General features: G+C 71.4%; 12 protein-coding genes, 1 pseudogene and 1 riboswitch. Of the genes and pseudogenes, 9 read left to right on the forward strand and 4 right to left on the reverse strand.

Annotated elements, in window-relative coordinates; all coding sequences use genetic code 11:
- The 3 genes from mmsB to SGA01_RS02180 all read left to right on the forward strand — a co-directional run.
- The coding region (mmsB, locus tag SGA01_RS02170; RefSeq protein ID WP_141292738.1) for a 3-hydroxyisobutyrate dehydrogenase at positions 1 to 718 on the forward strand (718 nt) is incomplete at its 5' end.
- Positions 715 to 1,500 (forward strand): enoyl-CoA hydratase, encoded by a 786-nt coding sequence (locus SGA01_RS02175; RefSeq protein WP_141292740.1) that lies wholly within the window; start codon positions 715 to 717, stop codon positions 1,498 to 1,500. The genes mmsB and SGA01_RS02175, both read left to right, overlap by 4 nt.
- A 148-nt stretch (positions 1,501 to 1,648) precedes the next feature.
- Positions 1,649 to 1,774, forward strand: a riboswitch (cobalamin riboswitch).
- Between the two features lie 57 nt (positions 1,775 to 1,831).
- On the forward strand, positions 1,832 to 2,443 hold the full coding sequence (locus SGA01_RS02180) for a hypothetical protein (RefSeq protein WP_141292742.1): 612 nt from the start codon (positions 1,832 to 1,834) through the stop codon (positions 2,441 to 2,443).
- Positions 2,444 to 2,488: 45 nt separating this feature from the next.
- Here the strand turns inward: SGA01_RS02180 and SGA01_RS02185 are convergent, their stop codons facing one another.
- Positions 2,489 to 2,671 carry a hypothetical protein gene (locus tag SGA01_RS02185; protein ID WP_141292744.1) on the reverse strand — a complete coding sequence of 61 codons (183 nt, stop codon included), beginning with the start codon at positions 2,669 to 2,671 and terminating at the stop codon, positions 2,489 to 2,491.
- A gap of 40 nt (positions 2,672 to 2,711) precedes the next feature.
- A complete protein-coding gene (locus SGA01_RS02190) occupies positions 2,712 to 3,317 on the reverse strand; it encodes a GOLPH3/VPS74 family protein (RefSeq protein WP_141292746.1) in 606 nt (201 codons plus the stop codon).
- 256 nt (positions 3,318 to 3,573) lie between these two features.
- On the opposite strand from SGA01_RS02190, the gene SGA01_RS02195 reads away from it, so the two are divergent.
- Entirely contained in the window at positions 3,574 to 4,197 is a 624-nt protein-coding gene (locus SGA01_RS02195) for a hypothetical protein (RefSeq protein ID WP_218037801.1), read from the forward strand.
- A gap of 62 nt (positions 4,198 to 4,259) precedes the next feature.
- Here the strand turns inward: SGA01_RS02195 and SGA01_RS02200 are convergent, their stop codons facing one another.
- Positions 4,260 to 4,886 (reverse strand): 3'-5' exonuclease, encoded by a 627-nt coding sequence (locus SGA01_RS02200; RefSeq protein ID WP_141292750.1) that lies wholly within the window; start codon positions 4,884 to 4,886, stop codon positions 4,260 to 4,262.
- Positions 4,887 to 4,947: 61 nt separating this feature from the next.
- Positions 4,948 to 5,346 (reverse strand): hypothetical protein, encoded by a 399-nt coding sequence (locus tag SGA01_RS02205; RefSeq protein WP_229917727.1) that lies wholly within the window; start codon positions 5,344 to 5,346, stop codon positions 4,948 to 4,950.
- Between the two features lie 288 nt (positions 5,347 to 5,634).
- On the opposite strand from SGA01_RS02205, the gene SGA01_RS02210 reads away from it, so the two are divergent.
- From SGA01_RS02210 to SGA01_RS02230, 5 genes and pseudogenes are all read left to right on the forward strand, one after another.
- Entirely contained in the window at positions 5,635 to 14,001 is an 8,367-nt protein-coding gene (locus SGA01_RS02210; RefSeq protein ID WP_167533981.1) for a SpvB/TcaC N-terminal domain-containing protein, read from the forward strand.
- 53 nt (positions 14,002 to 14,054) lie between these two features.
- Complete coding sequence (locus tag SGA01_RS02215) at positions 14,055 to 24,548, forward strand: Tc toxin subunit A-related protein (protein WP_141292756.1); 10,494 nt, start codon at positions 14,055 to 14,057, stop codon at positions 24,546 to 24,548.
- Between the two features lie 318 nt (positions 24,549 to 24,866).
- Positions 24,867 to 25,247 (forward strand): hypothetical protein, encoded by a 381-nt coding sequence (locus SGA01_RS02220; protein ID WP_141292758.1) that lies wholly within the window; start codon positions 24,867 to 24,869, stop codon positions 25,245 to 25,247.
- A 120-nt stretch (positions 25,248 to 25,367) separates the two neighbouring features.
- Positions 25,368 to 25,865: a pyridoxamine 5'-phosphate oxidase family protein gene (locus tag SGA01_RS02225; RefSeq protein WP_141292760.1), complete on the forward strand. Its 498-nt coding sequence runs from the start codon at positions 25,368 to 25,370 to the stop codon at positions 25,863 to 25,865.
- A pseudogene (locus SGA01_RS02230) lies at positions 25,807 to 26,769 on the forward strand (NADAR family protein); the annotation flags it as partial. The gene SGA01_RS02225 and the pseudogene SGA01_RS02230, both read left to right, overlap by 59 nt.
- Positions 26,770 to 26,957 lie beyond the last annotated feature (188 nt).

The raw sequence follows: 26,957 nt of genomic DNA on the forward strand, positions 1-26,957 counted from the left end.
GGGCCGCCATGTCCTCGCCCTCTACCAGGACGAGGGCCTCCTCGCGGCCGCGCGACCCGGAACCCTGTTCATCGACTGCTCCACCATCGACGTCGCCGACGCGCGCGCCGCCCACGACGCTGTTGTGGCCGCCGGGCACCGGGCCTTGGACGCCCCCGTCTCGGGCGGCGTCATGGGCGCCGAGGCCGCCACTCTCACGTTCATGGCGGGAGGCGGAGAGGCGGAGTTCGCCGAGGCCGAACCGCTGCTCGCGGCCATGGGGAAGCGGGCCGTGCACTGCGGAGGAGCGGGCGCAGGCCAAGCCGCCAAGATCTGCAACAACATGATCCTCGGCATCTCGATGATCGCGGTCAGCGAGGCCTTCGTCCTCGGCGAGAGCCTCGGCCTGTCCCACCAGGCGCTGTACGACGTCGCCTCCACCGCGTCCGGCCAGTGCTGGGCGCTCACCACCAACTGCCCCGTCCCCGGCCCCGTTCCGACCAGCCCCGCCAACCGGGACTACCGCCCCGGATTCGCGGCGCCGCTCATGGCCAAGGACCTGGGACTCGCCGCCGCCGCGCTCCGCGCGGGCGGCATCGACACCGGACTCGGCCTGCGCGCAGCCGAGATGTTCGCCGCCTTCGCCGATGGAGCAGGCGCGGCGCAGGACTTCTCCGGCATCGTCCACGTCCTGCGCGACACCGCCGCGCCGGCACCGAAGGGAACGACCACCGCATGACCGCCACCGACTACCGGACGATCACCGTCGAGCGCACGGGCGACCGTACGGCTCTGCTCACACTGAACCGGCCGAAGGCGCTCAACGCCCTGAACCTCCAGGTCATGGACGAGGTCGTCAGCGCCACCGAGGCCCTCGACCGGGACCCGGACATCGGCTGCATCGTCCTCACCGGCTCCACCAAGGCCTTCGCCGCCGGAGCCGACATCAAGGAGATGCAACCGCAGGGGTACATGGACATGTACCTCACCGACTGGTTCACCGCCTGGGACCGGCTCGGCAACCTCCGCACCCCGACCGTCGCCGCCGTCTCCGGCTACGCCCTGGGGGGCGGCTGCGAACTCGCCATGCTCTGCGACATCCTGCTCGCCTCCGACACCGCGGTCTTCGGCCAGCCCGAGATCAAGCTGGGCGTGATCCCGGGCATCGGCGGCTCCCAGCGCCTCACCCGGGCCGTCGGCAAGGCCAAGGCCATGGACCTGTGCCTCACGGGCCGGACGATGGACGCCGTCGAAGCCGAACGAGCGGGCCTGGTCTCCCGTGTCGTCGCGGTCGACGACCTCCTCCCCGAGGCCCTCGCCGTCGCCGAGACCGTCGCGGGGATGTCGAAGCCGGTCGCGATGATGGCCAAGGAGGCCGTCAACCGCGCCTTCGAGACCACCCTCGCGGAAGGCGTCCGCTTCGAACGCCGCCTCTTCCACGCGGTGTTCGCCACAGCCGACCAGAAGGAGGGCATGTCGGCTTTCGCGGACAAGCGGGCCCCGGACTTCACCCACCGCTGACCGCACTCTGCGCTAGAGCGACGGTGCGCGCCGTCCTGCTCCGTACGGGAGCGACGGTGCGCGCCGTCCTGCTCCGTATGTGAGGCATCACTCATAGTCACCCCGGGCCGGAAGTGACAGAGTCGCAGCCGCAAGGCGACGACGGATCGAGGAAGCCGGTGTGAATCCGGCGCGGTCCCGCCACTGTGATCGGGGAGCGACTCCCGCATTGGCCACTGCCCCTGCCCGGGGCGGGAAGGCCGGGCGAAGCGTTGATCCGAGAGCCAGGAGACTCACGTCGTCGCCACCTCACGAACCGGGGCGGATTTCCCCGAGAGGGTGGTGACCCACCATGTCCGGAGTCCTGAGCAGCGTCGTATCACCGGTCGATGCGGACAGCGACGACGCGGCGAGACCTTCCGCCGCGACGAGCCCGATACCCGCCCGGTACCACCGCACTCTCCTCACCATCACGGCCACGTCCGGCGTGGTGACGGTGTGGGCGTCCTGCAGGTGGATGTCCCTCCACCTGCAGGCCGACCCGCTGCTCCACATTGTCGCGCTGTTCGCCCACCTGGCTTCCTTGATCCTGGGCTTCGGCGCCGTCCTGGCGATCGACTACTACGGTCTGCTCTGGCTGCTCGGCCGCCGTAGCCTGCCCGACACCCTCGAGCACGCGGCCCCCTTGCGCGTGCCCGTCTGGCTCGGCGTCGGGGGCCTCCTGCTGACCGGCATGCTGCTCCACCCCGACCCGAATGCGCCCCTGACACAGGTCAAGTTGGTCCTGGTCCTGGTGATCGCGCTGAACGGAGTTCACGCCACGGCACTGCACCATCGCCTGACCGACCTCGGCCACCGGGGCCCGACGACCGGGTTGCTGGTGCGCGGCGGTGCGAGCGCCGTCGTCTCCCAGATGAGCTGGTGGGGAGCGGTCATCATCGGCTTCCTCAACAGTCGGCACTGACGATGCTGTGCCGCCGGGCCGCTGAGAACTCCTCATCGGCGTGCTTCAGTCGCTCTCCGATGCAGTGTCCTGTGTCGCGTCCGAGCCTGCCCGCTTCGCCCGCAGCGCGGCCTTCGCGGCAGCGGCCTCCTGTGTCACCTGCTCCGTCAGCAGACGTATCCGAGCGGCTCGCTCCGCACTGTTCAAGCCGGTGAGGCCCAGCCTGAAGTCACGCTCCTCCTGGGACATGGCGCCCCCTCCTCTCCTTGAACCCGAAGCCGGACTCGACTCACCCGCGCCAGAGGTTGGCGAAGGCCGAGTTCTCGATGGTCCTTCTCTGTCGTACGGCCTCCAGTTCCATCACCGCGTCGTGGACCGCTGCCACCACGGTCGTCACCGCTTCGTCATCGAAACCGGGCTCCTCCTCGGATCGTCCGCCGCCGACGCCCGCCGCCGAGGCGAGGGCGACCAGGACGGGTTCCTTCTCCTCCCAGCGGGCAGCCGCCTCGCGGCGACCGGGCGTGTCGACCGGCTCCACGACGTTCGAGCCGAAGGACAGCAGGCCGCTGCGCTTCCGCGTCAGCGCACCGTCCTCCAGCAGCGCGGTCTGGTAGGCCGCGGAAAGGTCTCGGCCCCGGCGCCACAGCCAGTCCTCGATCCGCTCGTGGGGCGGTTGCCGAATGAGTTGTGCCGCGGCCTCGTCGAGCAGTCGATCGTCGAGCGTCGGTGCTCCGCCCGGCACGATGTGATCGCCGTCCACGGTGACAGCTTCCGCACTGATGAGATCGATCAGCTCGGCTCCCGCGAGTGCGAGCGACAGGTCACCCTGTCCCACGGCTTGTTCGGGCCGCGGGTGGCCCAGGGCGATGATGAACAGGTCTTTCGCCGTGGTCATGAACGGCTCCCTTCGGAGGCATCGACAGAGGTTCATCCTCATCGGCCCGGTCCATACCTGGAGTTGGTGCGGCGGCGGGGCGACTTCCAGGAGCAGTATCGCCTCCGCCCGGGCGGCCCGAAGCCCTGCAGCAGGATCAGAATTCCTGCGGACGACGTCAGCGCGGAGCGCACCTGTGGATCGGACTGAGCAGGCCTCCTCGTAATCAGGAGGCAATCCGGGAGGGGGATGGGGAACACTTCGCCGGGTGATCGTGATGCAGCCCGTCCTGGAGATCTACACCCCTGGCGGCTTCGACCTCTGGCCTGTCGCCGAGATCGAGCCGTTCGGCTTCCTGCCCCTCAGCGGCGAACTCTCACCCGCTGAGGTCGGCACGGCGGTGATGCGCATCGCCGACTGCAACGACATCGACCCCGACGGCGACCGCCCGCCCCGTCCGTCCGACGCGCATGCCTCGTTCCTCCACGGACTGCTGACCTTCGACACACTCTTCGCGGCCGGCGGTCTGCGAGTCACCGACACCTCCACAGGCGTCACCTTCCTGCCGAGCTGCTGCGACGGACTGGAGGACTGGCGCGACTGGCACGCGTTCGTCCACGGCGAGCACCTGATCGGATTCGGCCACGACCCCGTGTCGCCGGTCGCGGAGCGGTCCGGTGACAGCATCCGGCTCACCGTCAACGCCGAGCAGAGCGACAGTCCGGTGATCGAGCTGCCCGCCACCGAACTGGGTCACCTGCTCACCGGAGTCGAGCAGGACCTGACCGACTTCCTCGCCCTGGCGGTCGACTGGGCCTCCCGGCAGCTGCCCGACCACTGCGCACCCGTCGCGGCCGCCCTCGCTCGCGTACTCGACCTTCCCCGGCCGACGGAGTCGTAGGGCGGCGGTACGACGTCGCCGGAGTGCAACGTGGTCGAGCTCGTCAATCCTTCGGGGGCTGATCAAGCCCTCGAAGCGCGCCCCGACGAGCAGGCGCGCGGCTGGACGGCTGTGGTCGTGGCCGGCCATGCCCCGCGGCCCAACAGATCGAGGACGAGTGCGGCGATGTTCCACGCGTCGTCCTCTCCGCGGTGATGGCGTCCTTCGAGCGGCAGTCCGGCCATCTGCAGAGCGTGGCTCATACCGGGTTTCCTGCGCAGCCCGTAAGCCGCGGTGAACACGGCCTTGGCGTTGGTGTGGGTGCGCTCGGTCGGATAGCCGAACGGATAGGCCACCCCGTCAGCCTGACTCTGCCGAGCGAATTGCCGACGGTCGTACTCGCCCCAGCTCGTCCAGGGGCGCTCCCCGGCCTCGTACTCCTCGACGAGGATCCGGCATGCCTCGGCGAAGGAGACGCCCCGTTCCACCTCGGCTTGCGTCAGTCCGGTCAGTTCGGTGCAGAAGTCGCTCACCGCCGACCGGACAGGGCGGACCAGGACACGATGCCGGGACACACGGCGCCCTGCCGACACGTCCACGACGGTGAGACCGATCTCGATGATCTCGTTCACAGAGCCGGGCGGCGGCTGCCCGTCCCAGCAGGTGGCTTCCACATCAATGACGTTCAGCAGGGCGGATTCGTGGCGCATGGGGCCGAGGGTAGGGATGCTCGCCCGGTGCCGGCACCTCAATTTCTTCCGGCGCCGACCCCTAAGCGCAGATGTGTTTGAAGGAGGTGGCGCCCGGGCGGGCACGGAACTTCACCTCGTGCCCGGCATCGTCGGTGAAGACGGCCTCCGTCGGGGACTTCAAGGTCATCCTGCCGCGCTGGTAGGGGTTGTCCCATCCGTCGGGCGGGTTGCCCGAGCCGTCGGAGAGCGGCGTCTCCGCTTCGAAGTACGTCGAGTCGATACGGGCCTCGCTGATTCCGCAGTGCGTATAGAGCTCGAACGGAATCGTCCGGGCCGACGGAGTCGCCGGGTCCGCTGGTTGCGTCCGGGCGGACGGAGTCGCCGGGACCGAGGGTTTCGCCCGGACGGGCTCTGCGCCCTCGTCGGCCTTTGCGCAGCCCGTGAGCACACCGGCGACCAGCGCGAGGGTGATGATCATTTGTCCAGCTCTCTCAGCCATGGCCTTTCGACGTTCGGACAAGGCCGGCGGTTCCGATGTCCGCCATCCGCCGGAGGAACTGACGCCTCGTCGAGAAACGCGCCACGGGGCACCGGCGGAGCCGTACACGCTGCCGCACGCGGGCCCGGCCCGTCGGCCTGACCGGGTGAATCCTGGGAGGCGCCGGCGCCGCCAGGGAAGTCACTCCCTGCGGGCCCCGGCCACGGGGCCATGGGGGACGCGTGCGTCCGCGGGCCGACCCCGGGCGCCGGCTGTGAGGAGCTCCGCTTGATCAAGCCCACCGCACTGACCGGCGGCACGGCGGGTCACGAGGGACCGGGCACCCCGGACTCCGCGACGTCCGGCCGGTTCTCGCTGCCCCAGGGCGGGGGCGCGCTGCGGAGCACGAGCGAGAAGTTCGCCGCCAATCCGGTGACCGGCACCGGCACCTTCGCCGTGCCGCTTCCCGTCAGCCCCGGACGGTCCGGATTCGGACCCGAGCTCTCCCTCACGTACGACTCCTCCAACGGCAACGGCCCCTTCGGCTTCGGCTGGAGCCTCGCCCTCCCGGCGATCACGCGGAAGACCGACCGGGGCCTGCCCCGCTACCTCGACTCCGGCACGCCCACAGACCCCCCGGACGTCTTCCTCATGTCCGGCGCCGAGGACCTGGTCCCCGTCCTGACCCTCCGAGGTCGCCGCTGGGAGCACCTCCCGCTCCCGCGCACCGTGCGCGGCACCGACTACCTCGTCCACGCCTACCGCCCCCGCACCGAGGGGCTGTTCGCCCGGATCGAGCGCTGGGTGCGCACCGCCGACGGCGACACCCACTGGCGCTGTGTCACGGCCGACAACGTCACCACGATCTACGGCGGCGACCCGGACGCCCGGATCTCCGCCCCGCACGACCCCGTCCGCGCCCCCGCCGGACGCGTCTTCAGCTGGCTGATCTCCGAGAGCCACGACGACCGCGGCAACTGGATCCGGTACGGCTACAAGCCCGAGGACGCGACGGGGGTCGACCCGGCCCGGCCGCACGAGTCCGGCCGCACGGTGGCCGACCGCTCCGCCCAGAGGTACCTGAAGACGATCCGCTACGGGAACCGGGCGCCGCGCCCCGACGACGGCGACGACCGGCTCGCCGACTGGATGTTCGAAGTGGTCCTCGACTACGGGGAGCACGATCCGGATGGGCCGCGCCCGGCCGACAGCGGGCCCTGGACATCGCGCCCCGACCCGTTCTCCTCCCGTCGCCCCGGCTTCGAGCTCCGCACCCACCGGCTCTGCCGCCGGGTGCTGATGTTCCACCACTTCCCCGACGAGGCGGGGATCGGCCGCGACTGCCTGGTCCGCTCGATGGACTTCCGGTACGAGGACCGGGACCGGCCGGAGGCGGACGGCCGCCCCGGGCGCCGTCTGCCGTCCTTCCTCGCCGCAGCCACCGAGTGCGGCTACCGGCGCCGCGCCGGGGGATACCTGCGTCGCACGATGCCGCCCGTGGAGTTCGAGTACAGCCGGGCACGGGTCGACGGCCGGGTGCGCGAACCGGACGCGGAGGCCTTGGCGAACCTGCCGGAAGGACTCACCGGCCCGTACCGGCTGGTGGACCTGGACGGCGAGGGCCTGGCCGGCATCCTCACCGAAGAGGGCGGGGGCTCCTTCTACCGGCGCAACCTCGGTGACGGCCGGTTCGGGCCCCTCCGCGAGCTGACGCGCATCCCGTCGGGCGCCGACCCGGGCGGGGGAGCGGTGCCCCTGATCGACCTCGCGGGGGACGGCAGCCTGGACCTCGTCCGGTTCGCGGGTCCCGCTCCCGGCTTCCACGAGCGGGTCACGACACGGTCGGCTACAGGCGTGGGCCAGGGCGCGGGAGCAGGCCCCCTGTCTGGTACGGCGGCGGGCACGAGGTTCGGGCCGGCCTCGGAGGAGGGGGACTGGGACCGCTTCACCGGCTTCCGCTCCCTGCCCGTCATCGACTGGTCGGCGCCCGGCCCCGTCTTCGCCGACCTCAGCGGCGACGGCCATCCCGACGTGCTCGTCCCGGGCGACGACCATGTCGTCTGGTACCCCTCGCTCGGCGAGGACGGGTTCGGGCCGGGGCGGCGCGTCCCCCTGCCGGCGCCCGACGGCGACGGCGGCCCCCGGCTGCTCGACGCGGACCCCCGGCACGCCGTCTTCTTCGCGGACATGACCGGCGACGGCCTGGCCGACCTCGTACGGGTCACCGACGGCGAGGTCCGCTACTGGCCGAGCCTCGGTCACGGCCGCTTCGGCGCCGCCGTGACCATGGACGACGCACCGCGCTTTGCGCAGGCCGGCCACTTCGACCACCAGCGCCTCAGGCTCGCCGACATCGACGGCTCCGGCACCTGCGACCTCGTCTACTTCGGCGGAGATTCCGTCGCGCTCTACTTCAACGAATCCGGCAACGGCTGGAGTCCGCCCCACCTCCTGCCGGGCTTCCCGCGCACCGACACCGCCGTCGCCGTCGACGCCCTTGACCTCCTCGGCAACGGCACCGCCTGCCTGGTGTGGTCGTCCCCGCTGCCCGGCGACTCACGGCGCCCCCTCGCGTACGTGGACCTGATGGGCGGCACCAAACCGCACCTGCTGACCGGGATCCGCACCAACCTCGGTGCCGAGACCCACGTACGGTACGTCCCCTCCACCCGCTGCTACCGCGACAGCGAGCGCGAGGGCAGGCCCTGGGCCACCCGTATCCCGTTCCCCGTCCATGTCGTGGAGCGCGTCGAGGCCCACGACCGCGTCACGGGCCACAGCTTCGTGTCCCGGTATCGCTACCACCACGGCCACTACGACGGCGTGGAGCGCGAGTTCTGCGGTTTCGGCATGGTCGAGCGGTTCGACACCGAGGAACACGGCCCCGCCGGGGAGGCGGAACCCGCCCCCGCGGCACCGGTGGCCGGAGAGCCCCAGCCGGACCCCGCCCCCCACCCGGACCCGGCCACGCTCGCACCTCCGGTGCTCACCCGCACCTGGTTCCACACCGGCGAGTGGAGCGAAGGAAACCGCCTCAGCGCCCGGTACGCGCACGAGTACTACCGCGAGGACCCCGCCGGGGACTCCGACTTGCTCTTGGAGGACACCCGGCTGCCCGACACCGTCCGCCTCCCGGACACGGACACGGACACGGACGCGCCGGACGACGTGCCCGGACCTCCGCCGGCGACCGCCCACCGCGTCCCCTGGTCCCTGACGCCGACGGAGATCCGCGACGCCTGCCGCGCCCTGCGCGGGATGCCGCTGCGGACGGAGACGTACGCCCTGGACGGCCCGGCCCGCGACCTGAGCGACCTCGACGACCCGAACGGTCCCGCCGCGCGTCCGTACCAGGTCAGCGAGCACAGCTACACCGTGGAACTGCTCCAGCCCGCCGGACCCCACCCGCACGCCGTCGTGCTCACGGCCCCCCGGGAGACCCTCACCTGCCAGTACGAGCGCGCCCTGTTCGGACCGCCGGGGGAACGACGCCCCGACCCCCGGGTGACCCACACCGCGGTCCTCGACACCGACTCCTTCGGCCGCGCCGTGCGCGAGGTCACCATCGGCTACGGCCGTCGACTCGACGACCCCGACCCCCTGCTCACCGACGAGGACCGGGCCCGGCAACGACTGACGGTGGTCACGTACGGGGAGAACCGCTGGACCCGCCCCCTCGACGCCGCCACCCACCCGGACGCCCACAGGCTGCCGCTGCCCTGCGAGAGCCACACCTACGAACTGGTCGGCGTCGTCCCCGACGCGAGCCCGCTCGATGCCCACGACCGGCCGCGCACCCCCCTGTTCCGCTTCGACGAGCTGCGTGCGAAGCTCGACGCCGCCGCGGACGGCGGTCACGACCTGCCGTTCGAGGACGTCGAGCACGCCGGCACGAGGGACGAAGGCCCCCACCGCAGGCTCCTTGCCCGCCTCAGGGCCCGCTACCGGGCCGACGACCTGAGCCGACTGCTGCCCCACGGCCGGCACGAGCCGCTGGCCCTGCCCGGAGAGACGCTCGTCCTCGCCCTCACTCCCGGCCTCGTCGACCGGGCGCTCCGCCGCGGCCAGGAGCCGCTGCTCCCCTCCGGGGAGGCCGGCCGAAGCCTCCTTGCCGAGGCGGGATACGTCCAGGCGGAAACGGCGGAAACGGCGGAGGCGGACGAGCCGGGCGAGCCGGGGGAACCCGGTGAGCCCGGTGCGCGTGGCGGCGGGTGGTGGATCCCCTCCGGGCGCGTGTACTACCACCCGCTGCCGTCGGCCACACCCACGGAAGAACTGGCCTTCGCCCGCGAGAACTTCTTCCTCCCGCACCGCTTCACCGACGCCTTCGAGCGCCCCGGCGAGGACGGCCGCCCCGCGCCCGGTCCGCAGCGGGCGACCGTCGTCGGTTACGACCGGATCCACCGGCTGTTCGCGATCGAGAGCCAGGATGCTCTGGGCAGCATCGAGCGGGCCGCATACGACTACGTGGTGCTGCAACCGCACACCGTCACCGACGCCAACGGGAACCGTACGGGGGTCGCGTTCGACGCCCTGGGGCAGGTGACCGCGACCGCCGTGCTCGGCAAGGACGGCGCGGACGGCGGCAGCGAGGGCGACTCCCTCGCCGGCTTCCGCACCGCCGCCGACACCGGCGCGCCGTTCGACGCGCCGACGGCGGACACCCTCACCGACCCGGACACCGCCACCCTTCAGGCCTTCACCGCCGACCCCGTCGGCCAGGCGCCCGCCCTGTTGGCCGGCGCGACCACCCGCACCCTCTACGACCTGCACCGGTTCGCCCGCTGCGGGCAGGCGCCGTACGTCGCGACACTGGTCCGCGAAACCCACGTGGTCGACACCGAGCCCGGCGCGGAGCCCGGCATCCAGCTGGCGTTCTCGTACTCCGACGGTCTCGGCCGGCAACTCCAGACCAAGACCCGGGCGGCCCCCGGCGAGGCGGCCCTGCGCGCCGCCGTCACCACTACCCCCTCCGGGGACGTGCGCCTCGGCCCCCTCATCCTGACCGATGCCGATGCCGATGCCGATGCCGACCCGGACGGCGGCGATGACGCCGACGGCACCGACGGCACCGGCCGCCCGCGCCTGGGGCCGGCGGACCCGCGCTGGATGGGCACCGGCCGGACCGTGTACGACAACAAGGGCCGGCCCGTCCGCCAGTACGAACCCTTCTTCTCCTCCACCCACCTGTGCGAGGAGGAGAAGGAGATGACCGACACCGGAGTGTCGGGAGTGACCTTCTACGACCCTCTCGGCCGCCCCGTCGCAGCGCTCCACCCCGACCACACCTACGTCAAGACGGTCTTCGACCCCTGGCGGCAGCACTCCTGGGACGCCAACGACACGGTCGCCCTCGACCCGCGCACCGACCCCGACGTCGCCGCCCACACACGGGCCCACTTCGCCACCGAACCGCCGACCTGGCGGACCTGGCACGCCCTCCGCGCCGACGGAGACTTCCCCGGCCCCCTGGGGCTCCCCGAGGCCGAGCGGGACGCGGCGACGAAGGCCCTCGCGCACGCCGGCACCCCGACACTGAGCGTGGTCGACTCCCTCGGCCGCGTCTTCCTCACCGCGGCCGACAACGGCGACGGCGAACACCACACGAGCCGCGCGGTGATCGACGTCCAGGGCAACCAGCGCAGCGCGCGGGACGCACGCGGACGCACCGTGATGACCGCCGAGTACGACCTCCTCGGCCGGCACCTGCACACCGGCTGCGCGGACGCCGGCGATCGATGGACACTCCCGGACGTGACCGGCAGACCCGTCCGCACCTGGAACGGGCGCGGCTTCACCCACCGCGTCACCTACGACGCACTGCGCCGCCCCGTCGAGGTGTTCGTCCGTGACCCCGGAGACCAGGCGACCGAACGCCTTGTCGAACGCACGGTCTACGGCGAGGAACGCGGCACCGCCCAGAACCACCGGGGGCGCGTCGCCGAGGTGTACGACGAGGCGGGCCGGCTCACCCATGACGCCTTCGACTTCAAGGGCAACCTGCTGCGCAGCACCCGCAGGCTCCTCAGCGCACACCGCGCCCCCGTCGACTGGCCCCAGGAGCTCGGCGCGGCGGCCGACGCCCTGCTCGCCGACGAGTCCTTCACCGCCGGCACCACGTACGACGCGCTCAACCGCATCGTGCAGAGCAGCTCGGCCCACAGCGATCGCGACGGCGCGACCGTCGACGTGACCCGGCCGCGCCACGACGTCGGCGGACGGCTGACAGGCATCGACGTCTGGCTGCAACGCCCCGGCGAACCCGCCGGACCCCTGCCGCCGGAAACCGCCGACCTGCACGTCGTCACCGGCATCACCTACAACGCACGCGGCGAGCGCACCGCCGTCCGTCACGGCAACGGGACCGAGACCACCTTCACCCGTCATCCGCGCACCTTCCGCCTGATCCGGCAGGAGACGACACGCGGCAACGAGGCCGTCCAGCGCCTGGAGTACACGTACGACCCCGTCGGCAACCTCACGAGCGTGCGGGACACCGCCAACGACCGGGTCTTCCACGACCAGGAATGCGTCGACCCGTCGTCCGGCTACCTCTACGACCCCACCTACCGGCTTGTCGCGGCCTCCGGACGGGAACACCGCGGCGGCGACGCTCAGGTGGACCACGACCGGACACCTCGCACCGTGACCGCGCTGCCGACGGACTGCCAGGCCCTCCGCGGATACGTGGAGACCTACCGCTACGACGAGACCGGCAACCTGCTCGCCGTACGGCACCACCGCGGCGCCGACGTGACCCGCCCGGGCGAGATCGTGTGGCACCGCCGCTACCAGTACGCCACCGCCGGCAACCGGCTCCTCGCCACCAGCCTGCCTGCCGACCCGACCGGATTGCCCGACCACACCGACGCCCCCGGCTACAGCGCCCGCTACTCCTACGACGAGCACGGCAACACGACGGCCATGCCCCACCTGCCCGACCTCGGCTGGGACCACCAGGACCGGCTGCGCGAGGCCGGACTCGGCGGCGGCGGACGGGTGTTCTTCGCCTACGACGGCGCAGGCCGGCGGCTCCGCAAGGTCCGCGAGAAGGGCGCCGGGGTCATCGAGGAACGGATCAGCTTCGGCGGCAGCGAGATCTTCCGCCGCATCGAGGGCGGCCGGGTCACCCTGGAGCGCGAGACGCTGCACATCGAGGACGGCGACCGGCGTGTCGCCCTGATCGAGACCCGTACGCGGCAGCGCGGCGGCCGCGACCGGGCCCCGCGCAGACTCGTCCGCCACCAGTACGGCGACCACATCGGATCCACCGCCCTGGAACTGGACGAGGACGCCCGCGTCATCACGTACGAGGAGTTCCACCCGTACGGCAGCACGGCCTACCAGGCCGCCCGCAGCCGCACCGAGACCCCCAAGCGGTACGGGTACGCAGCCCGCGAACGCGACGAGGAAACCGGGCTGTCCGTCCACGGACTGCGCTACTACGCCACCTGGCTCGGCCGATGGGCCAGCTGCGACCCGGCCGGCCTGATCGACGGGGCGAACCTCTACCGGTACGCGGGCGGCAACCCCGTGGGCCGCGTCGACATCACCGGCACGGAGTGGCAGACCACCCCCATCCTCTCGCCCAACGGCGCGCCCACCAGCCAGGTCTGGGTCGGCGAGGCCGAACCGGAAGCCCCCAAGGACGGCATCCCCCAAGCCAGTCTCACGGGTCCCAGCAAGGTCACGAGCCGGGCCGCCCGCGACGCGGCGGCCGCCCCGTCGGCCGCGCCCCCACCGGTCAAACGCAAACCGGCCCACGCCACCCCGAAACCCGCGCCCCCCGTGATGTCCGACGCCGAGAGCATGCAGAACCTCAAAGCGATGGCCGAACGCTTCCAGCCCACCCTCACCTACGACCCGATGGTCACCCGCTTCATGGGCGTGGTCCAGCTGATCGGCGGCGCCCTGGAGGTCGCCGGAGGTCTCGCGGCCGAGGCGGACAGCGCCGGAGTGTCGACCCTCGTCGTCCTGAACGGGCTCGACACCAGCCAGTCCGCCGCGCGGATGATCGCGACGGGCAAGCCGGCGAACTCGATGAAGTACGAGCTGTCCAGGTCCGCGGCCTCCCGTCTGGGCGCGGACGACCGGCTGGCCAACGCCTTCGGGGTGCTGGGCGACACGTTCGGCAACGCGGCCGGAGCCGGGGCGTCCATGCACATGGCGGGCAAGCCGGCCGGAGCCCCACCGGTACGGGGCTCCATGACGGGTCCGGGGATGGCGGCGGGGGCGCGTCGCAGGCTCTCGCCCGGTACACGGGCCCGGTTGAGGAGGGCGATCAACACCGAGGCCCGGAGGTACTTCACCGACGCGGAGCTCGGAGGCCCCCCGGAAGGCGGCCCCTGGCCGCCGCCGCGTGAGGCCTTCTACGAGCAAGGCGGGCAATTCGGCGGCAACACGGAGGTGAGTGGCGTCTGGATCGAGGGGAACATCCTCGACCGCTGGCCCGATTCTCCTGCGTTCTCCGCCTTCAACCGGGCGCCCCTGCGCACCAGGGTGCGGGCGATCCTCGCCCACGAGTGGATCGAACGCAACGTCGGCAGCCATGAGCTGGCCGTCCAGATCGGCAGGAACCCCGCCGACCCCCGCTACTGGCAGTACCTCCAGCGATTCCCTCAGGACGCCAGGGACCTCCTGATGACCATGCCCTAGCCCGAGAACCCAGGCCGACCGCGGCAGCCGTGCCCACCCCCGGAGAAACCCCCGTGCAGCAGATCCTTCCGCCCGTCACCCCCGCGAGCACCGCCTACGCGGTGCGCAACCTCCAGGACGTCCTCCTGTTCCTCCTCGACCGCGGCGCGTTCGAGATGGGGCCCGAGCAGCAGCGCGGCGTCGTCGCCGGGCTGAGGGCCGAGCACGCGGTGCCGGAGTACGGAGTGACCACCCTGGGCCTCGTACGGCACTTCCAGGAGAAGGGTGAGCTGCAGTCCGTGACCGGTGAGGTCGACACCGTCACGGCCCTGGCGATGAACCAGCAGCTGATCCGGCTCGGAGGTATCACCCCGCAGGGAGTCACTCCCCGGGGCGACACCCCGCAGGGCGTCACTCCTCAGGGCGACACCCCTCAAGGCGCCCCCCAAGGAGTCGCTCCCCAAGGCGTCACCCCCCAGGCCGGCGCCCCCCAAGGAGTCACTCCCCAAGGCGTCGCCCCCCAGGCCGGCGTCCCCCAAGGCGTCGCCGCCCCTCCGACCGTCGTGGCCGCGGTCGGCGAAGCGCCCTGGATCGTCCGGGGTCAGGTGGTCGGACCGGACGGCCCGATCGACCAAGTGTTCGTCAGTGCGTTCGATCGTGACCTGTTCTTCGGACGCGAGGGGGACGAGGACAGCGGACAGCGGCTCGGCAGCACCTTCACCCGCCCCGACACGGAAACCGGCGAGAGCGGCTGGTTCGAGATCCGCTACACGCCCGCACAGTTCGGCGGCGCCACCGCTGCCGGCCAGGACGGGGAGGCCGCACCCGACCTCGTCTTCCTCGTGAACCGCGACGAGGTCGACCAGCACGTCCCCTTCCGCGTCCTGCGCCTGCCCGACGGTGAGCTCTTCTCCGAAGAGCACCCGGTCAGCGAGGACGAGCTGCTCCTCGGCATCACGGCCCGCCGCGTGGAGACCGTGCGCCTGCTCATCGACGGCGCGACCCCGGCCGCCTCGGGACCGTCGGAGTACGAGAACGCCTGGCGCGCGCTGGCGACGCTGATGCCCCACCGCCTGCCGGCCGACGGGGACGACACCGCCCGCGAGGAGGCGGTGTGCACCGCTGCCGCCGGACTCGACCAGGACGGGCACCGCGACGTCACGTTCGCCGCCGGCGAGACCGGCCTCGACGACGGCCTCGTCGAACAGTTCGTCGTCGCCTGCCGCCTGGCCCGGCAACTGCCCGAGCAGCCCGTGCCGACCCCCGTCCTCTACGCCCTGGTGCGAGCCGGTGGCTTCACCGACATGCGCGGCCTCGCCGTGGCGGAGGCCACTTCCCTCACCGCCGCCGTGGACCGGGCGATCGCCCTGGGCTGGATCCCGCGCCTCGAACCGGCCCTGGTGACCTCCTCCGTCGCCACCGTGCAGCGGCTCGCCCCGGTCCAGGTCCTCGAAGAGGCGCCCGCGGGCCGGGCCTCGCTGAGGGAGGTGTTGTCCCTCACGGTCGACGACGAGGACCGTCGTACCGAACTCATGGGCTTCGCGGCCAACTTCACCGGAACGCACACGGACTTCGCCGACGCCCTGCGCACCCATGAGGAGTTCGGCGAGCACCACGAAAGCATCGCCTTCGTCACTCAGCTGGCCTCCCTGACCGGCGACAACATGCCCATGATCAAGGCGTTGTCCGAGGTCCCCGGCGCCACGTCGATGCGCTCCCTCGCCCTCGGCCTCGACTCCGCCACCGTGCGCACCCTCGCCGCCCGGCCCGAGGTCCAGGTGCCCGACGACCTGCCCGCCGAGGACGAGGCGGCCCGCCGCAAGCTCTACGCCGACGGCGTGCTGAGCCTCCTCCGCAACGCCTTCCCCACGGCCGCCGTGGCCCGCAGGGCCGCCGAACTCGCCGACGAGGGCGAGGAGTCCGTGATGTCCCCCCGGACCGCCGCCTTCCTGAAGAAGGCGGTACTGACCCGCGACGACTTCGACCTGGCCACCTCCCCGGTGGCCGAGTTCGCCTCCCTCGCCGCCGGAGACGAGACCGAACGCGCCTCCGTCCTCACCGAAGCCGCCCGTCTCCAGCGTCTCTTCCGCATCAGCACCGGCGAAGCCGCCGTGACGAACCTCCTGCGGAGCGACTTCCGGTCCGCGTACGACATCACCAGCAAACTCACCCTCCGTGGCTTCGTCCGCGCCCATCAGGAGGACCTGGGCGGCAAGTCCGAGGCCGCCCTCACCTACCGGCGGGCCGAGATGGTCACCGCCGCCAACATGCTGCTGGCCCTGAACGCCCACCAACTCGGCACCGACGCCACCCCGCTCGCCGTCCCGGCCGCGATCAAGGAAGTCCCCACCTGGGCGCAGATGTTCCCCGGCTCCGGCGGCTGCGCGTGCGGCCACTGCCGCTCCTGGCTCAGCCCGGCCGCCTACTTCGTGGACCTGCTGCTCTTCCTCGACCGACGCAACGCACTGGACCAGGCCAAGACTCCGCTGGACGTGCTCCTGGGCCGCCGTCCCGACCTCGCACACATCAAACTGTCCTGCGAGAACACCGAGACCACACTGCCCTATCTCGACCTCGTCAACGAGATCCTGGAGAGCGCCACGGTCGAGGACGGCCGGCCCGCCGCCTCCGCCGCACACGACGTGACCGACGAGACCAGCGAGGAGCTGCGCGCCACACCCCGTCATGTACGGAAGGAGGCCTACGACCGACTGGCCAAGGCGGCGTTCCCGCCGTCCCTGCCCTACGACCGCGCGCTCGACACGACCCGCACCTACCTCGGCCACCTGGGCGTCCACCGGGCCGAACTGCTCGAGACCTTCCCGCCGGACGAGCCCGACGCCACCCCTGGGGCAGGCGACACCGACGCCACCCCCGGGGCCGACGGCACCCGCGAATCCGCCCGCCGCGCCCGCCACCGCGAAGCCCTCGCCGAACGGCTCGGCATCTCCGCCCGCGAACACGAGATCATCACGGGCCACGACTTCTCCGGCAAAGCCCGCTTCGTCGAACTGACCGAGCTGTACGGCCCCGCCGACGGCGACGCCGCGGTCGCCATGGAAGTCCCCGCCTTCCTGAACCGCACCGCCCTGAACTTCACCGAACTGATCGCCCTGCTCGGCTGCCGCTTCATCAGCCCCGCGCAACCCCTCTACGACAGGCTCGCCGCGCTCTACGCCGACTTCGGCATCACCAGCTCCGACCTCAGACAGTTCCTGGCCGCCGACCGGGTCGCCGGCCCCGAGCTCACCGCGAAGCTCACGGCGGCCGGAGACCGCACGGCGGAGGAGCTCGCGGCCCGACTCGACGCCGACTTCCCGCCCGAGCGGATCGCCCAGCTGATCGTGGTCCACTCCGACCGCGGCCAGGACTGCGACGTCGACAGCCTGCGCCTCCAGCATCTCGACGGCACCTCGCTGACCGGGGACGAACTGCGCCGCATCGCCGTCTTCGTACGGCTGTGGAGGAAGCTGGGCTGGACGACCGCCGAACTCGACACCGTACTCCTCGCCTTCGGTACCGACCGCGGCGAAGTCACGCCCGAGATGCTCGCGGAGATCGGCCGGATGCTCCGCCTGCGCGCGGAACACGACACCGACGTGACCGCACTGCTGAGCCTGTGGCGTCCGCTGGACACCCAGGGGCCGACCGCGCCCTACCTCCGGCTGTTCCAGAACCCCGCCGTACGGAACCCCCTCGACCCCGACTTCCGACTGCGCCCCGGCGGCGACGAGCTCGCAGCCATGGACGAGCCGGAAGAGACCAGGCTCCGCCTCCAGGAGAAGGTGCCGGCGATCCTCGCCGCCCTGCGGATCACCGAGACCGAGCTCGCCGCCGTCACCGCGGAGGCGGCCAGGCAAGGCGCACTCGACCCGGATCCGGAACGCCGCTGGCTGTCCCTGGCCAACCTGTCCGTCCTGCACCGCCACGTCCTGCTGGCCCGGCTCCTCGACCTGCGCGTCACCGACCTCACCGTCCTGCTGCGGCTCTCCGGCGCGGACCCCTTCGCAGCGCCACAGGCCGCGCTCGACTTCGCGGTGCTCGCCGAGAACTGCGCCAGCTCCGGAGCCACGATCCCGCAACTGGACTACCTCTACGGCGAGCCGCCCCCGGGTCCCGACGCCCTCGCCCCCACGGCGGCGGAGCTCGACGCGCTGGCGGCCGCGCTCGGCGCCGCCTGGACGGAGATCACCAGGGAACACGCCCTGCCCGCCGAGCCGACCGCCGACTGGCTGCGCACCAAGGTCACGCTCCTCGCGGGAGCGGAGGCGGCCACGGCCGCGCTCGATCTCGTCGAGGGCCGTTGCGGTCGCCCGCAGACCGCGGCTCCCGACTCGGGCTCCGGCCCGTACCCGACGGGGCAGTACGCGCAGGGCCAGTACTCACCCGGGCAGTACTCGCCCGCGCAGGAACCCCCGACCTCCGCGGCGCAGAAGCCCGAGCGGTATCCGGCCCAGGGCAAGGGGCAGGGCCCGGACCAGGAGCAGGTCCAGCAGCTGCGTGACGCCCTCGTCGCCGCCCACCCCGACGAACCAGACCTCGCCCGCGCCGCGGCCGCCGCCGTCTTCCCCGATCCCACGCCACTCGGCGACTCCCCGTGGGACGAGGAGGCGAAGGCATATCGTCGGCTCGCGGCCGCCGAAGCGCTGCTGCCGCTCCTGCACCGGAGACTCGCCCGCACCCGCGTGCACCAGACGCTCGGCCAGTCCCTCGGCACGCCCGCGGACGTCCTGCGCACGTTCCTCGACGAGCCGGCCGTGCTGGAGTCCCTCGACCGGCCGGGAGAGAGCGCGATCGGCGACTTCCTGCGCCGCATGACCCCGGCGGCCGCTGCGCCCGATGAACAACCGGGCAAACTCTCCGCCGCCCAGCAGAGCACGGCCCAACAGCCCGTCGAAGAACCTCCGGGCCTCGACATCGTCTACATCCGGCTGCACCGGCTGGCACTGGTCACGCGCACCCTCTCCCTCACCCCCGACGAACTGCGCCGACTGAGCGCCCAGGGCGACGGAAGCGCCGGATTCGACCCCGCCTCCCTCGTGACCGCCCCCAACCCCGAAGGGCTCGCCGCCCACCTGCGGCTGGCGGAGTACGCCGGCCTGCGCGACCGGCTGACACCGGGCCCCGTACACCTGGCCGATGTGTTCGCCGCGCCCCCCGAGGAGCGCGTCAGAGCCCTCGTCGAAGCGTGCGCATGGGACGAGGCGACGGTGACGGAAGCGCTCACCGCCTGCGGACGGACACCCGCGGACCTGACCACGACAGCGCCCCTCCTCGATCTGGAGAAGGCCATCGGGCTCGCCCGCCGGACCGGAGTGCCTCCGACCGTGCTCAAGGCCTGGGTGCGCCCCGACGCCACCAGCGGGGAGCTGCTCCCGCAGGGAGCCGTAGACGCGGTCAAGGCCAAGTACGACCACGAGGCCTGGCTGGAGGTGGCGCGCACCCTCAACAACCCCCTGCGCGAACGGCAGCGCGACGCGCTCGTGGCCCATGTGTCGGCGACTCTCGGCACCCGATCGCCCGGCGAGCTCTTCGAGCACCTCCTGATCGACGTCGAGATGAGCGCCTGCATGCTCACCTCGCGTCTCAAGCAGGCGATCTCCTCCGTCCAGCTCTTCGTCCAGCGCTGTCTGCTCAACCTGGACCCGGACGTCAGGCCCGGGGACATCGACGCGCAGGAGTGGGAGTGGCGCCGGATGTACCGGCTGTGGGAGGCCAACCGGCGGATCTTCCTCTTCCCCGAGAACTGGATCGAACCCGAACTCCGCGACGACAAGAGCCCGTTCTTCAAGGACCTGGAGGCGGAACTCCTCCAGACGGACGTCAGCCCGGACACCGTCCGGCGCGGTCTCCTGGGCTATCTGCGCAAGGCCGAGAGCGTGGCCAACCTGGAGGTGTGCGGATTCCACTCGCACACCCAGGACGAAAAGGCCGTCCTGCACGTCTTCGGGCGCACCCGCACCGGCGTACCCCGCACCTACTACTACCGCCGGCAGATCGACGGCACCGAGTGGACACCTTGGGAACCCGTGCCCGTCGACATCGAAGGCGTGGAGAAGGAGGACGCCGCCGGACTGAGCGGCGTGCACCTGTTGCCCGTCGTGTGGCGGGGCAAACTCTTCCTCTTCTGGCCCCAGTTCGTGAAGAAGACCCGCAAGAGCAAGCTCATCGGCACCACCGTCACGTCCGACAAGATGGAGCTGGCCGAGCCCCTGGTCTACTGGGAGGTCAAGGTCGCCTGGAGCTGCTACGAGAACGGCAATTGGTCACCCAAGCAGGTCACCACGGACCTGATCGAATGGCCCGCGCCCCCGGCGAGACGGGTCAAGCGGATCGGAAGGATCGGGGGGAGGAGCTCCGGCCCGCCACGTCAGCCCACCGTGGACGATGTCGCCGGGCTGCCGATGAACATGCGGCTGCGGTCCCGGATCGACGGCGACGTCCTCAACGTCGAAATGGTCATGCGCGGTAACGACACCGCGAGCTATCCCTTCGACGCACACGGCTTCGACCTCGTCTTCAACGACCCCAGCGCGGCACCCCTCTTCGTCTTCCGCGCATCCACTGCCCGCCGCCCCCTGAACGTCGGCACCGGAAGATTCCAGCGGCAGCACTCGGCCGGGTCGCTGAACGTGGGATCGACCGAACGCAAGCTGATGCCCTTCGTCCGCATCCTCAACCAGGCCCCCTGGTTCAGCGTGACCCCCGCCGCCCAGCACGACCTGCCCCCGCTCGACACGGTGCTCTTCTACCAGGACGACCGGCACGGCTACCTGGTCCACCTGCGAGAGCGGACCGACTCCTCGCTGCTGCGCGTCCCGCCGGTGCGGCTCGACCCCGGCGGAGGCCTGCCCCTCGGCGACCTGCTCCGCCGCCGGGCCAACCGCCCCCGCCCCGTCCTGCCCCGCCCGCCGGCCCTCGTGATCGACTCCTCCCCGTGGCGGACCGCCGACCGTCTGCTGCTCCCCGGCACGGTGCGCAGAGCCGTGTCCGGGCTGGAGCCGGTCGAATCGATCACCACGGTGGCCGCCGTCCGCCCCTTGATGGCCCTCACCGCCCTGCCGGTCGTGGGGGAGGGACTCCTCGCCTCGCTCGCAGACGCGCCGCCCGCCGAGGAAACCTTTCTTTCTGTCGTGGCAACCTTCATGGAAAGCCTGCGCCCCGAAACGCGCGGAGCGCTCGCCGCCGCGGCCATCGGCGACCTGCAGGTGCCGAAGACGGTGGACACCCGCTTCGTCACCTTCTTCCACCCTCACCTGAGCACCTTCGTCGAGCGGCTCGAACGCCTCGGCCCGGCAGGCCTGTTCACCCTCGACACCCAGTCCCTGACCAAGCCCGCGTTCGCCGAGACCTTCCTGCCGGTGGCCGAGCGGGTGCTCGAACCGCACCCCGGTCACGGCGTCGACTTCGACCCGGGAGGCGCCTACTCCGGCTACAACTGGGAACTCTTCCTCCACGTACCGCTGCTGCTCGCCACCCGGCTCAGCCGGCATCAGCGCTTCGCCGAGGCACAGCGCTGGTTCCACTACGTCTTCGACCCCACGGACAACTCGCCCGAGGGAGGGTCCCGCCGCTTCTGGCGCGTCAAGCCACTGCGTGAGACCGGACCCGAATCCCTCGAGGACCTGTTCTCCCGCATCACCCCGGGGGAGCAGAACACCCCCGAGGAGCAGCGAGTCGTCGACCAGCTGCGGGCACTGGCCGAGCACCCCTTCCAGCCCCACCGCGTCGCGCGGCTGCGCCCCACCGCGTACCAGAAGTACGTGGTGATGAAGTATCTGGACAACCTGATCGCCTGGGGCGACCAGCTCTTCACACGCGACACCATCGAGTCGATCAACGAAGCCACCCAGCTGTACGTCCTGGCCGCCCGGCTCCTCGGCAAGCGACCCGAATCCGTCAACCGGACCGCCCGCAGCGCCGCACAGAGCTTCGCGGAGCTGCGGCCCCACCTGGACGAAGCGGGCAACGCCCTCGCCGACCTCGAGAACCGCCTGCCCTTCGCCTCCCTCATCCCCCCACTGCCGGGAACCGCATCGACCGGAGTGTCGGTCCTCCTCGGCATGGGCCGGGCGCTGTACTTCTGCATCCCGCAGAACGAGAGAGTGCTCGGCTACTGGGACGTCGTCGAGGATCGGCTCTTCAAGATCCGCAACTGCATGAACATCAGCGGCGTCGTGCGCCAGCTCCCTCTGTTCGAACCCCCCATCGACCCGGCCCTGCTGGTCCGGGCCGCCGCGGCCGGCGTCGAGATCGCCGACGTCGTCGCCGATCTCGCCGCCCCGGCACCCCGGCACCGATTCCGCGTGCTGCTGCGCAGAGCCATCGAGATGTGCTCCGAGGTCCAGAGCTTCGGCGCGGCGATGCTGGCCGCCCAGGAGAAGAAGGACGGCGAGGCCCTCGCCGTGGTGCGTGCCCGGCACGAACGCTCCGTCGTCGAAGCCATGACGCTGGTGAAGGACTGGCAGGTCGCCGAGGCGGACGCAGCCGTCGGGGCGCTCCGGGCCGCCAGGGACACCGCGATCCACCAGCTCTTCCACTACAGCCGCCTGCTGGGCGAACAGCCCCCGACGGTCGCGGAGGAACCCCCGGCACCCGACACCCCGAAGACCCGCCCGTCCGTCGGCGGAACACCGCTCTACACGCCGACCGGCAGGTTCGAGCTCTCGGACGGCGGCAAGATCTCCGTCGCGGGCGAAGCGGTCGGGGCCGCCGCGGGCCAGCTGGTCGCCGGACCGCTCGGAGCGGCCGTCGGCGCGGCGCTCGGCGCCGCCGCCGGGTCCATCGACGTGGTCTCGCTGCAGAGCGGTGCGAAGATGCTCACCTACGAACAGGACGAGCTGTTCCAGGCCTTCCTCGCTACCACACACGCCATGGCGGGCGCCGTGGCCGAGGGCATCGCGCCCCTGCTGAACCTCATCCCTCAGTTCGAGATCGCCGTCAAGCCGGTCGGCGTGGGCGGCGGCGCCGTGCTCGGCGGTATGGCCCTCGCCGCCGGCGCCACGTCGGTGGCCAAGGTCCTCGACGCCGTCGGGCGCTGGCACGCCTTCAAGTCATCGCTGGCGCAGAAGCTGGCCGGAGTCGTCTGGCGCGAGCAGGACCACGCCTTCCAGCGGAACGCGGCCGTGCACCAGATCGCCCAGACCGACCGGGAGATGATCGCCGCACAGATCCGCAAGGCACTCGGCGAGGCCGACCGCGATGTCCACACCAAGCAGGTCGAGCAGGCCGCCGAAGCCGAGCGCGTCCTGAAGGACAAGTACACCGACGAAGAGCTCTACGGCTGGATGGAACGCGAAAGCGCGGCCCTGTACCTGCGCGCCTTCCAACTCGCCCAGGACCTCGCCAAGCAGGCCGAACGCAGCTACCGCTTCGAGCTGGGCATCACCGACGCCACGGGGCCCCAGTCGCCTCCGTCGCCCATCGCCGAGGCGGGCAGCTGGGACAGCCTGCGCAAGGGCCTCCTCGCCGGAGAACGGCTGCACCTCGCGCTGCGCCGGCTGGAGCGCGCGTACGAGGAGCAGGGCACCCGGGAGCTGGAGCTGACCCGGCACATCTCCCTGCTCCAGCTCGACCCCGAGGCACTACTGCGGCTGCGGGCCACCGGCGCCTGCGAGTTCGAGGTACCGGAAACCCTCTTCGACCTGGACTTCCCCGGCCACTACTTCCGCCGGATCAAGACCGTCTCGATCAGCGTCCCCTGCGTCGTGGGCCCCTACATGGGAGTCTCCGGGACTCTCACCCTGCTGGGAAACCGCGTCCGGACCACGACCACGGGCGGGAGCGCGTACCCCGAGCGCACGGACGAGAACGACGCCCGCTTCGTCCGCGACCTCGTGCCCATCCAGTCGATCGCCACGAGCGGTGGCCAGAACGACAGCGGCATGTTCGAGCTCGACTTCCGCGACGACCGGTACCTCCCCTTCGAGGGAGCCGGTGCGGTCTCCCGTTGGCGCTTCGAACTCCCGCAGGAATTCCGTCAGTTCGACTACGAGAGCGTCTCCGACCTGATCCTGCACCTGCGCTACACCGCCCGTGACGGCGGAGCCCCGCTACGCGCCAAGGCCGTCGACTCGCTGCGTGCGACCTTCTCGGGACAGAGTGCGGAGCCGGGCGCCCCCGCCCCCCTCACCCGCATGATCAGCGTGCGCCACGAGTTCCCGGACGCCTGGCACCGCTTCCTGAACACCCCCACCGGAGCGGACCGCGTCCTGGCCCTGCCCATCTCGAAACGACGTTTCCCCTACTTCGCCTCCCGAGGCGAGGTGCACGTGACCCGCCTCGCCGTCTTCTCCGTCGGCTCCGACACCGCCCTGTCGGAACTACGGCTCTCCGTCAAGGACCCCACGGCCGACGACGGACCGGCCCGGACCACCACCCTCACGCCGAGCGGGGGCCCGACCGCGCCGGGCCTGACCGTCTACCGCCACCAAGGAGACCTGGACGAGGCTGTCACCGACAACGAGGCCACCGTCTGGGAGATCGCCGTACGAGCACCCGCCGACCCCTTCACCCCACCTCAGGACCTGGTACTGCTCTGCGACTACACCTTCACGCTGGCTCCGTAGGCAGCCCGACGAAACGTGCTGAGCTGACACCGTGAGGCCGAAGAGCAGTACCGCACAGAGGACCCGGAAGCCCATGGGCCACCATCCTGTACCTCGGGATTTCAGACTGACCGACCCCGCCCCGTCGCCGCCTACTCGTCGCGGACGAGCCCGAGCGGGAACCGAACTGATCCTTCCCCGGTCAGTGTGAGTGCAGTACTTCGGTCGCTGCGGGGGAGGCAGGCCGGGCCGCTTGCTCGGTCGCTCTGCGGTGCGGTCTTCAGGGGAGGGGCAGGGATGCACGTGTCGAGGGCGGAAGGCGGGGAGTCCGCTGTTGTCGTGGGGATCGGCTGGTATTTGCTGGCTCCCGCCTTGGCCGCCTTCGGCGCGTACGGCGGCACGGTGTGGACCGTTCGGTCGTGGGCGAGTTGTCCCCTCGGGAACGACGCCAGTGGCAACGTAGGGCTGCTGATGACGCTGCCCGTCGTGTGGCTCTGCATGACCCTGTTGCTGCTTCTGATCCAACTCGCTATGCGGAGGTGGCCCCTTCGGGGCGGGCGGGCAGCCGTGTGGCTGGCACCGCTTGCGGCAGCCGTCGCACTGACGCTGCTGTACCGGCTCGGGATGGATTGGCCGTACGACCCGCCCGGTGGCGCATGTATGGAGGGCTATCCGCTCTTCCCGTTCACGGGCAAGACGGGCCCGCACTCCGCCGAGTAGCCGCCTGCGGGTTGACGCTCCTGGTGAAGGTGCAGGTCGGTGCCCGGGCGGCGGTCCGTCTCCGGGCCTAGGACCTGCGCCCCATGCGCACCGTGAACCGGCTGGCTAACGTCGGCGCACATGCAAGCTACGGAGATCATTCGCCGCAACACGGCCGAGCGCAGGCGGGACACCCTGGAACGGCTCGGCTCGGAGCGTGACATATGGGTGTCGACGGCCCACCCCGAACACGGCCCGCATCAGGTGCCACTGTGGTTTCTGTGGGACGGTCGGGCGATGTGGATGTGTACCAGCGCGGACTCCGCGACCGTGCGCAACGTCCGCAAGGAACCCCGTGTACGGCTGGCGCTGCCGGATACCGTTGACGTGGTGCTGCTGCAAGGGGAGGTGAAGTGGTATCCCGCGCGGGAGGTGCCAGAGGATGCCGCAGATGCGTTCGCGGACAAGTTCGGCTGGGACCCGCGGAGGGAAGAGACCCCCTTCGTCTACCTGTGCGTGGAGCCGCGGACAGTGCGCGCCTGGCGCGGAGTCCCGGAACTCGGTGGCAGGGTCGTGATGGGAGTTCGAGGAGAAGCTTCGGACCGGATGGGTGGCGACCACCCTCCCGGAAGGCGCTGAGGCATCCGCGCACGATCTGGCGCACTGGAAGTTCAGCGAGCCGCGGAGTTGGCTCACTCCTGAACTGCTGGTCGCCGAAGTCCGCGACACCATCGACCAGCTGAACAAGCGGCCCGACTCGACCGGCCGTTGCCTGGCCGCCGTCGATGTCTTCCTCGCGGATCGGACAGAGGACAACAGGGCTGCGGCACACACCGCGTTCCTGGCCATCCCGTCCTCACAGCGCCGCTACGCGCTGGGCGACATGGACAGCAAGGACTGGCCGCTGCGGGTTCTGGTGGCAGGGCCCGGAGGCCGGACCTACCTGCCGAGCGACCCGCCGGTCTCGCAGAAGAACTACGACAGGGCCCTCGCGTACTTCGAGGAGCGCGCCCGCTGGAGCGCGGAGCGCGAAAAGCGCGTCCCCGCAGACGGACCGGCGGCCCCGTACGCCCCGGCGGTCCAGCTCTACCACTCGTTTCCGAACAAGCAGGTGGCCGATCCCGGCCGCCTCGGACTGCGCAACGACTACCCCGCCCCGATCACCGTCGGCAAGGTCGTCTACCCCTCCGTCGCCCATGCCTACTGGGCCCTGTCGGTCGCTCAGCCGGAGGCCCGCAGCGAGATCACGGCAGCGGACACCGCTGCCGCAGCACGCAAGCTCGCGGCCGCGACAGCTCGCCGTGAGAGCTGGGAGCACGTCCGCGCCGCCGTCATGACCAGCCTGCTCCGCGCCAAGTACGACCAGCATCCCGAGCTGGCCGAGATCCTGCTGGCGACGGACGACGCCACCGTGATCTACGACGACATGGACTCGGCCTTCTGGGGTGACAACGCCGGCCGCGGCCGCAACTGGACCGGTCGTCTCCTCGAACTTGTCCGCTCCGAACTGCACCTGAGGCGAAACGGCATCCCCGGGCTGTGACCGGGCCGAGCGTGCCACTGTCCCGCCGGCCGGGCCGCCGTCCTCTCGGCGGGCAGTGCCCTCCCCGGGAGCTCGGCCGCGGCTCCGGCGTGACGGGCCGGCGGCTAATTGCCACACGGAACGAGGTCGGCGTCTGGGGCTGACACAACATCGGGCTGCTGTACCAACGACAAGGCCGCTACGACGAG

Source organism: Streptomyces gardneri, assembly GCF_006539185.1.
Lineage (GTDB): Bacteria > Actinomycetota > Actinomycetes > Streptomycetales > Streptomycetaceae > Streptomyces > Streptomyces gardneri.

Coding starts and splice junctions, on each gene's coding strand:
- SGA01_RS02180 (WP_141292742.1), top strand. CDS start 1,832: ATGTCCGGAGTCCTGAGCAGCGTCGTATCACCGGTCGATGCGGACAGC.
- SGA01_RS02175 (WP_141292740.1), top strand. CDS start 715: ATGACCGCCACCGACTACCGGACGATCACCGTCGAGCGCACGGGCGAC.
- SGA01_RS02205 (WP_229917727.1), bottom strand. CDS start 5,346: ATGATCATCACCCTCGCGCTGGTCGCCGGTGTGCTCACGGGCTGCGCA.
- SGA01_RS02225 (WP_141292760.1), top strand. CDS start 25,368: ATGCAAGCTACGGAGATCATTCGCCGCAACACGGCCGAGCGCAGGCGG.
- SGA01_RS02185 (WP_141292744.1), bottom strand. CDS start 2,671: ATGTCCCAGGAGGAGCGTGACTTCAGGCTGGGCCTCACCGGCTTGAAC.
- SGA01_RS02195 (WP_218037801.1), top strand. CDS start 3,574: ATGCAGCCCGTCCTGGAGATCTACACCCCTGGCGGCTTCGACCTCTGG.
- SGA01_RS02190 (WP_141292746.1), bottom strand. CDS start 3,317: ATGACCACGGCGAAAGACCTGTTCATCATCGCCCTGGGCCACCCGCGG.
- SGA01_RS02200 (WP_141292750.1), bottom strand. CDS start 4,886: ATGCGCCACGAATCCGCCCTGCTGAACGTCATTGATGTGGAAGCCACC.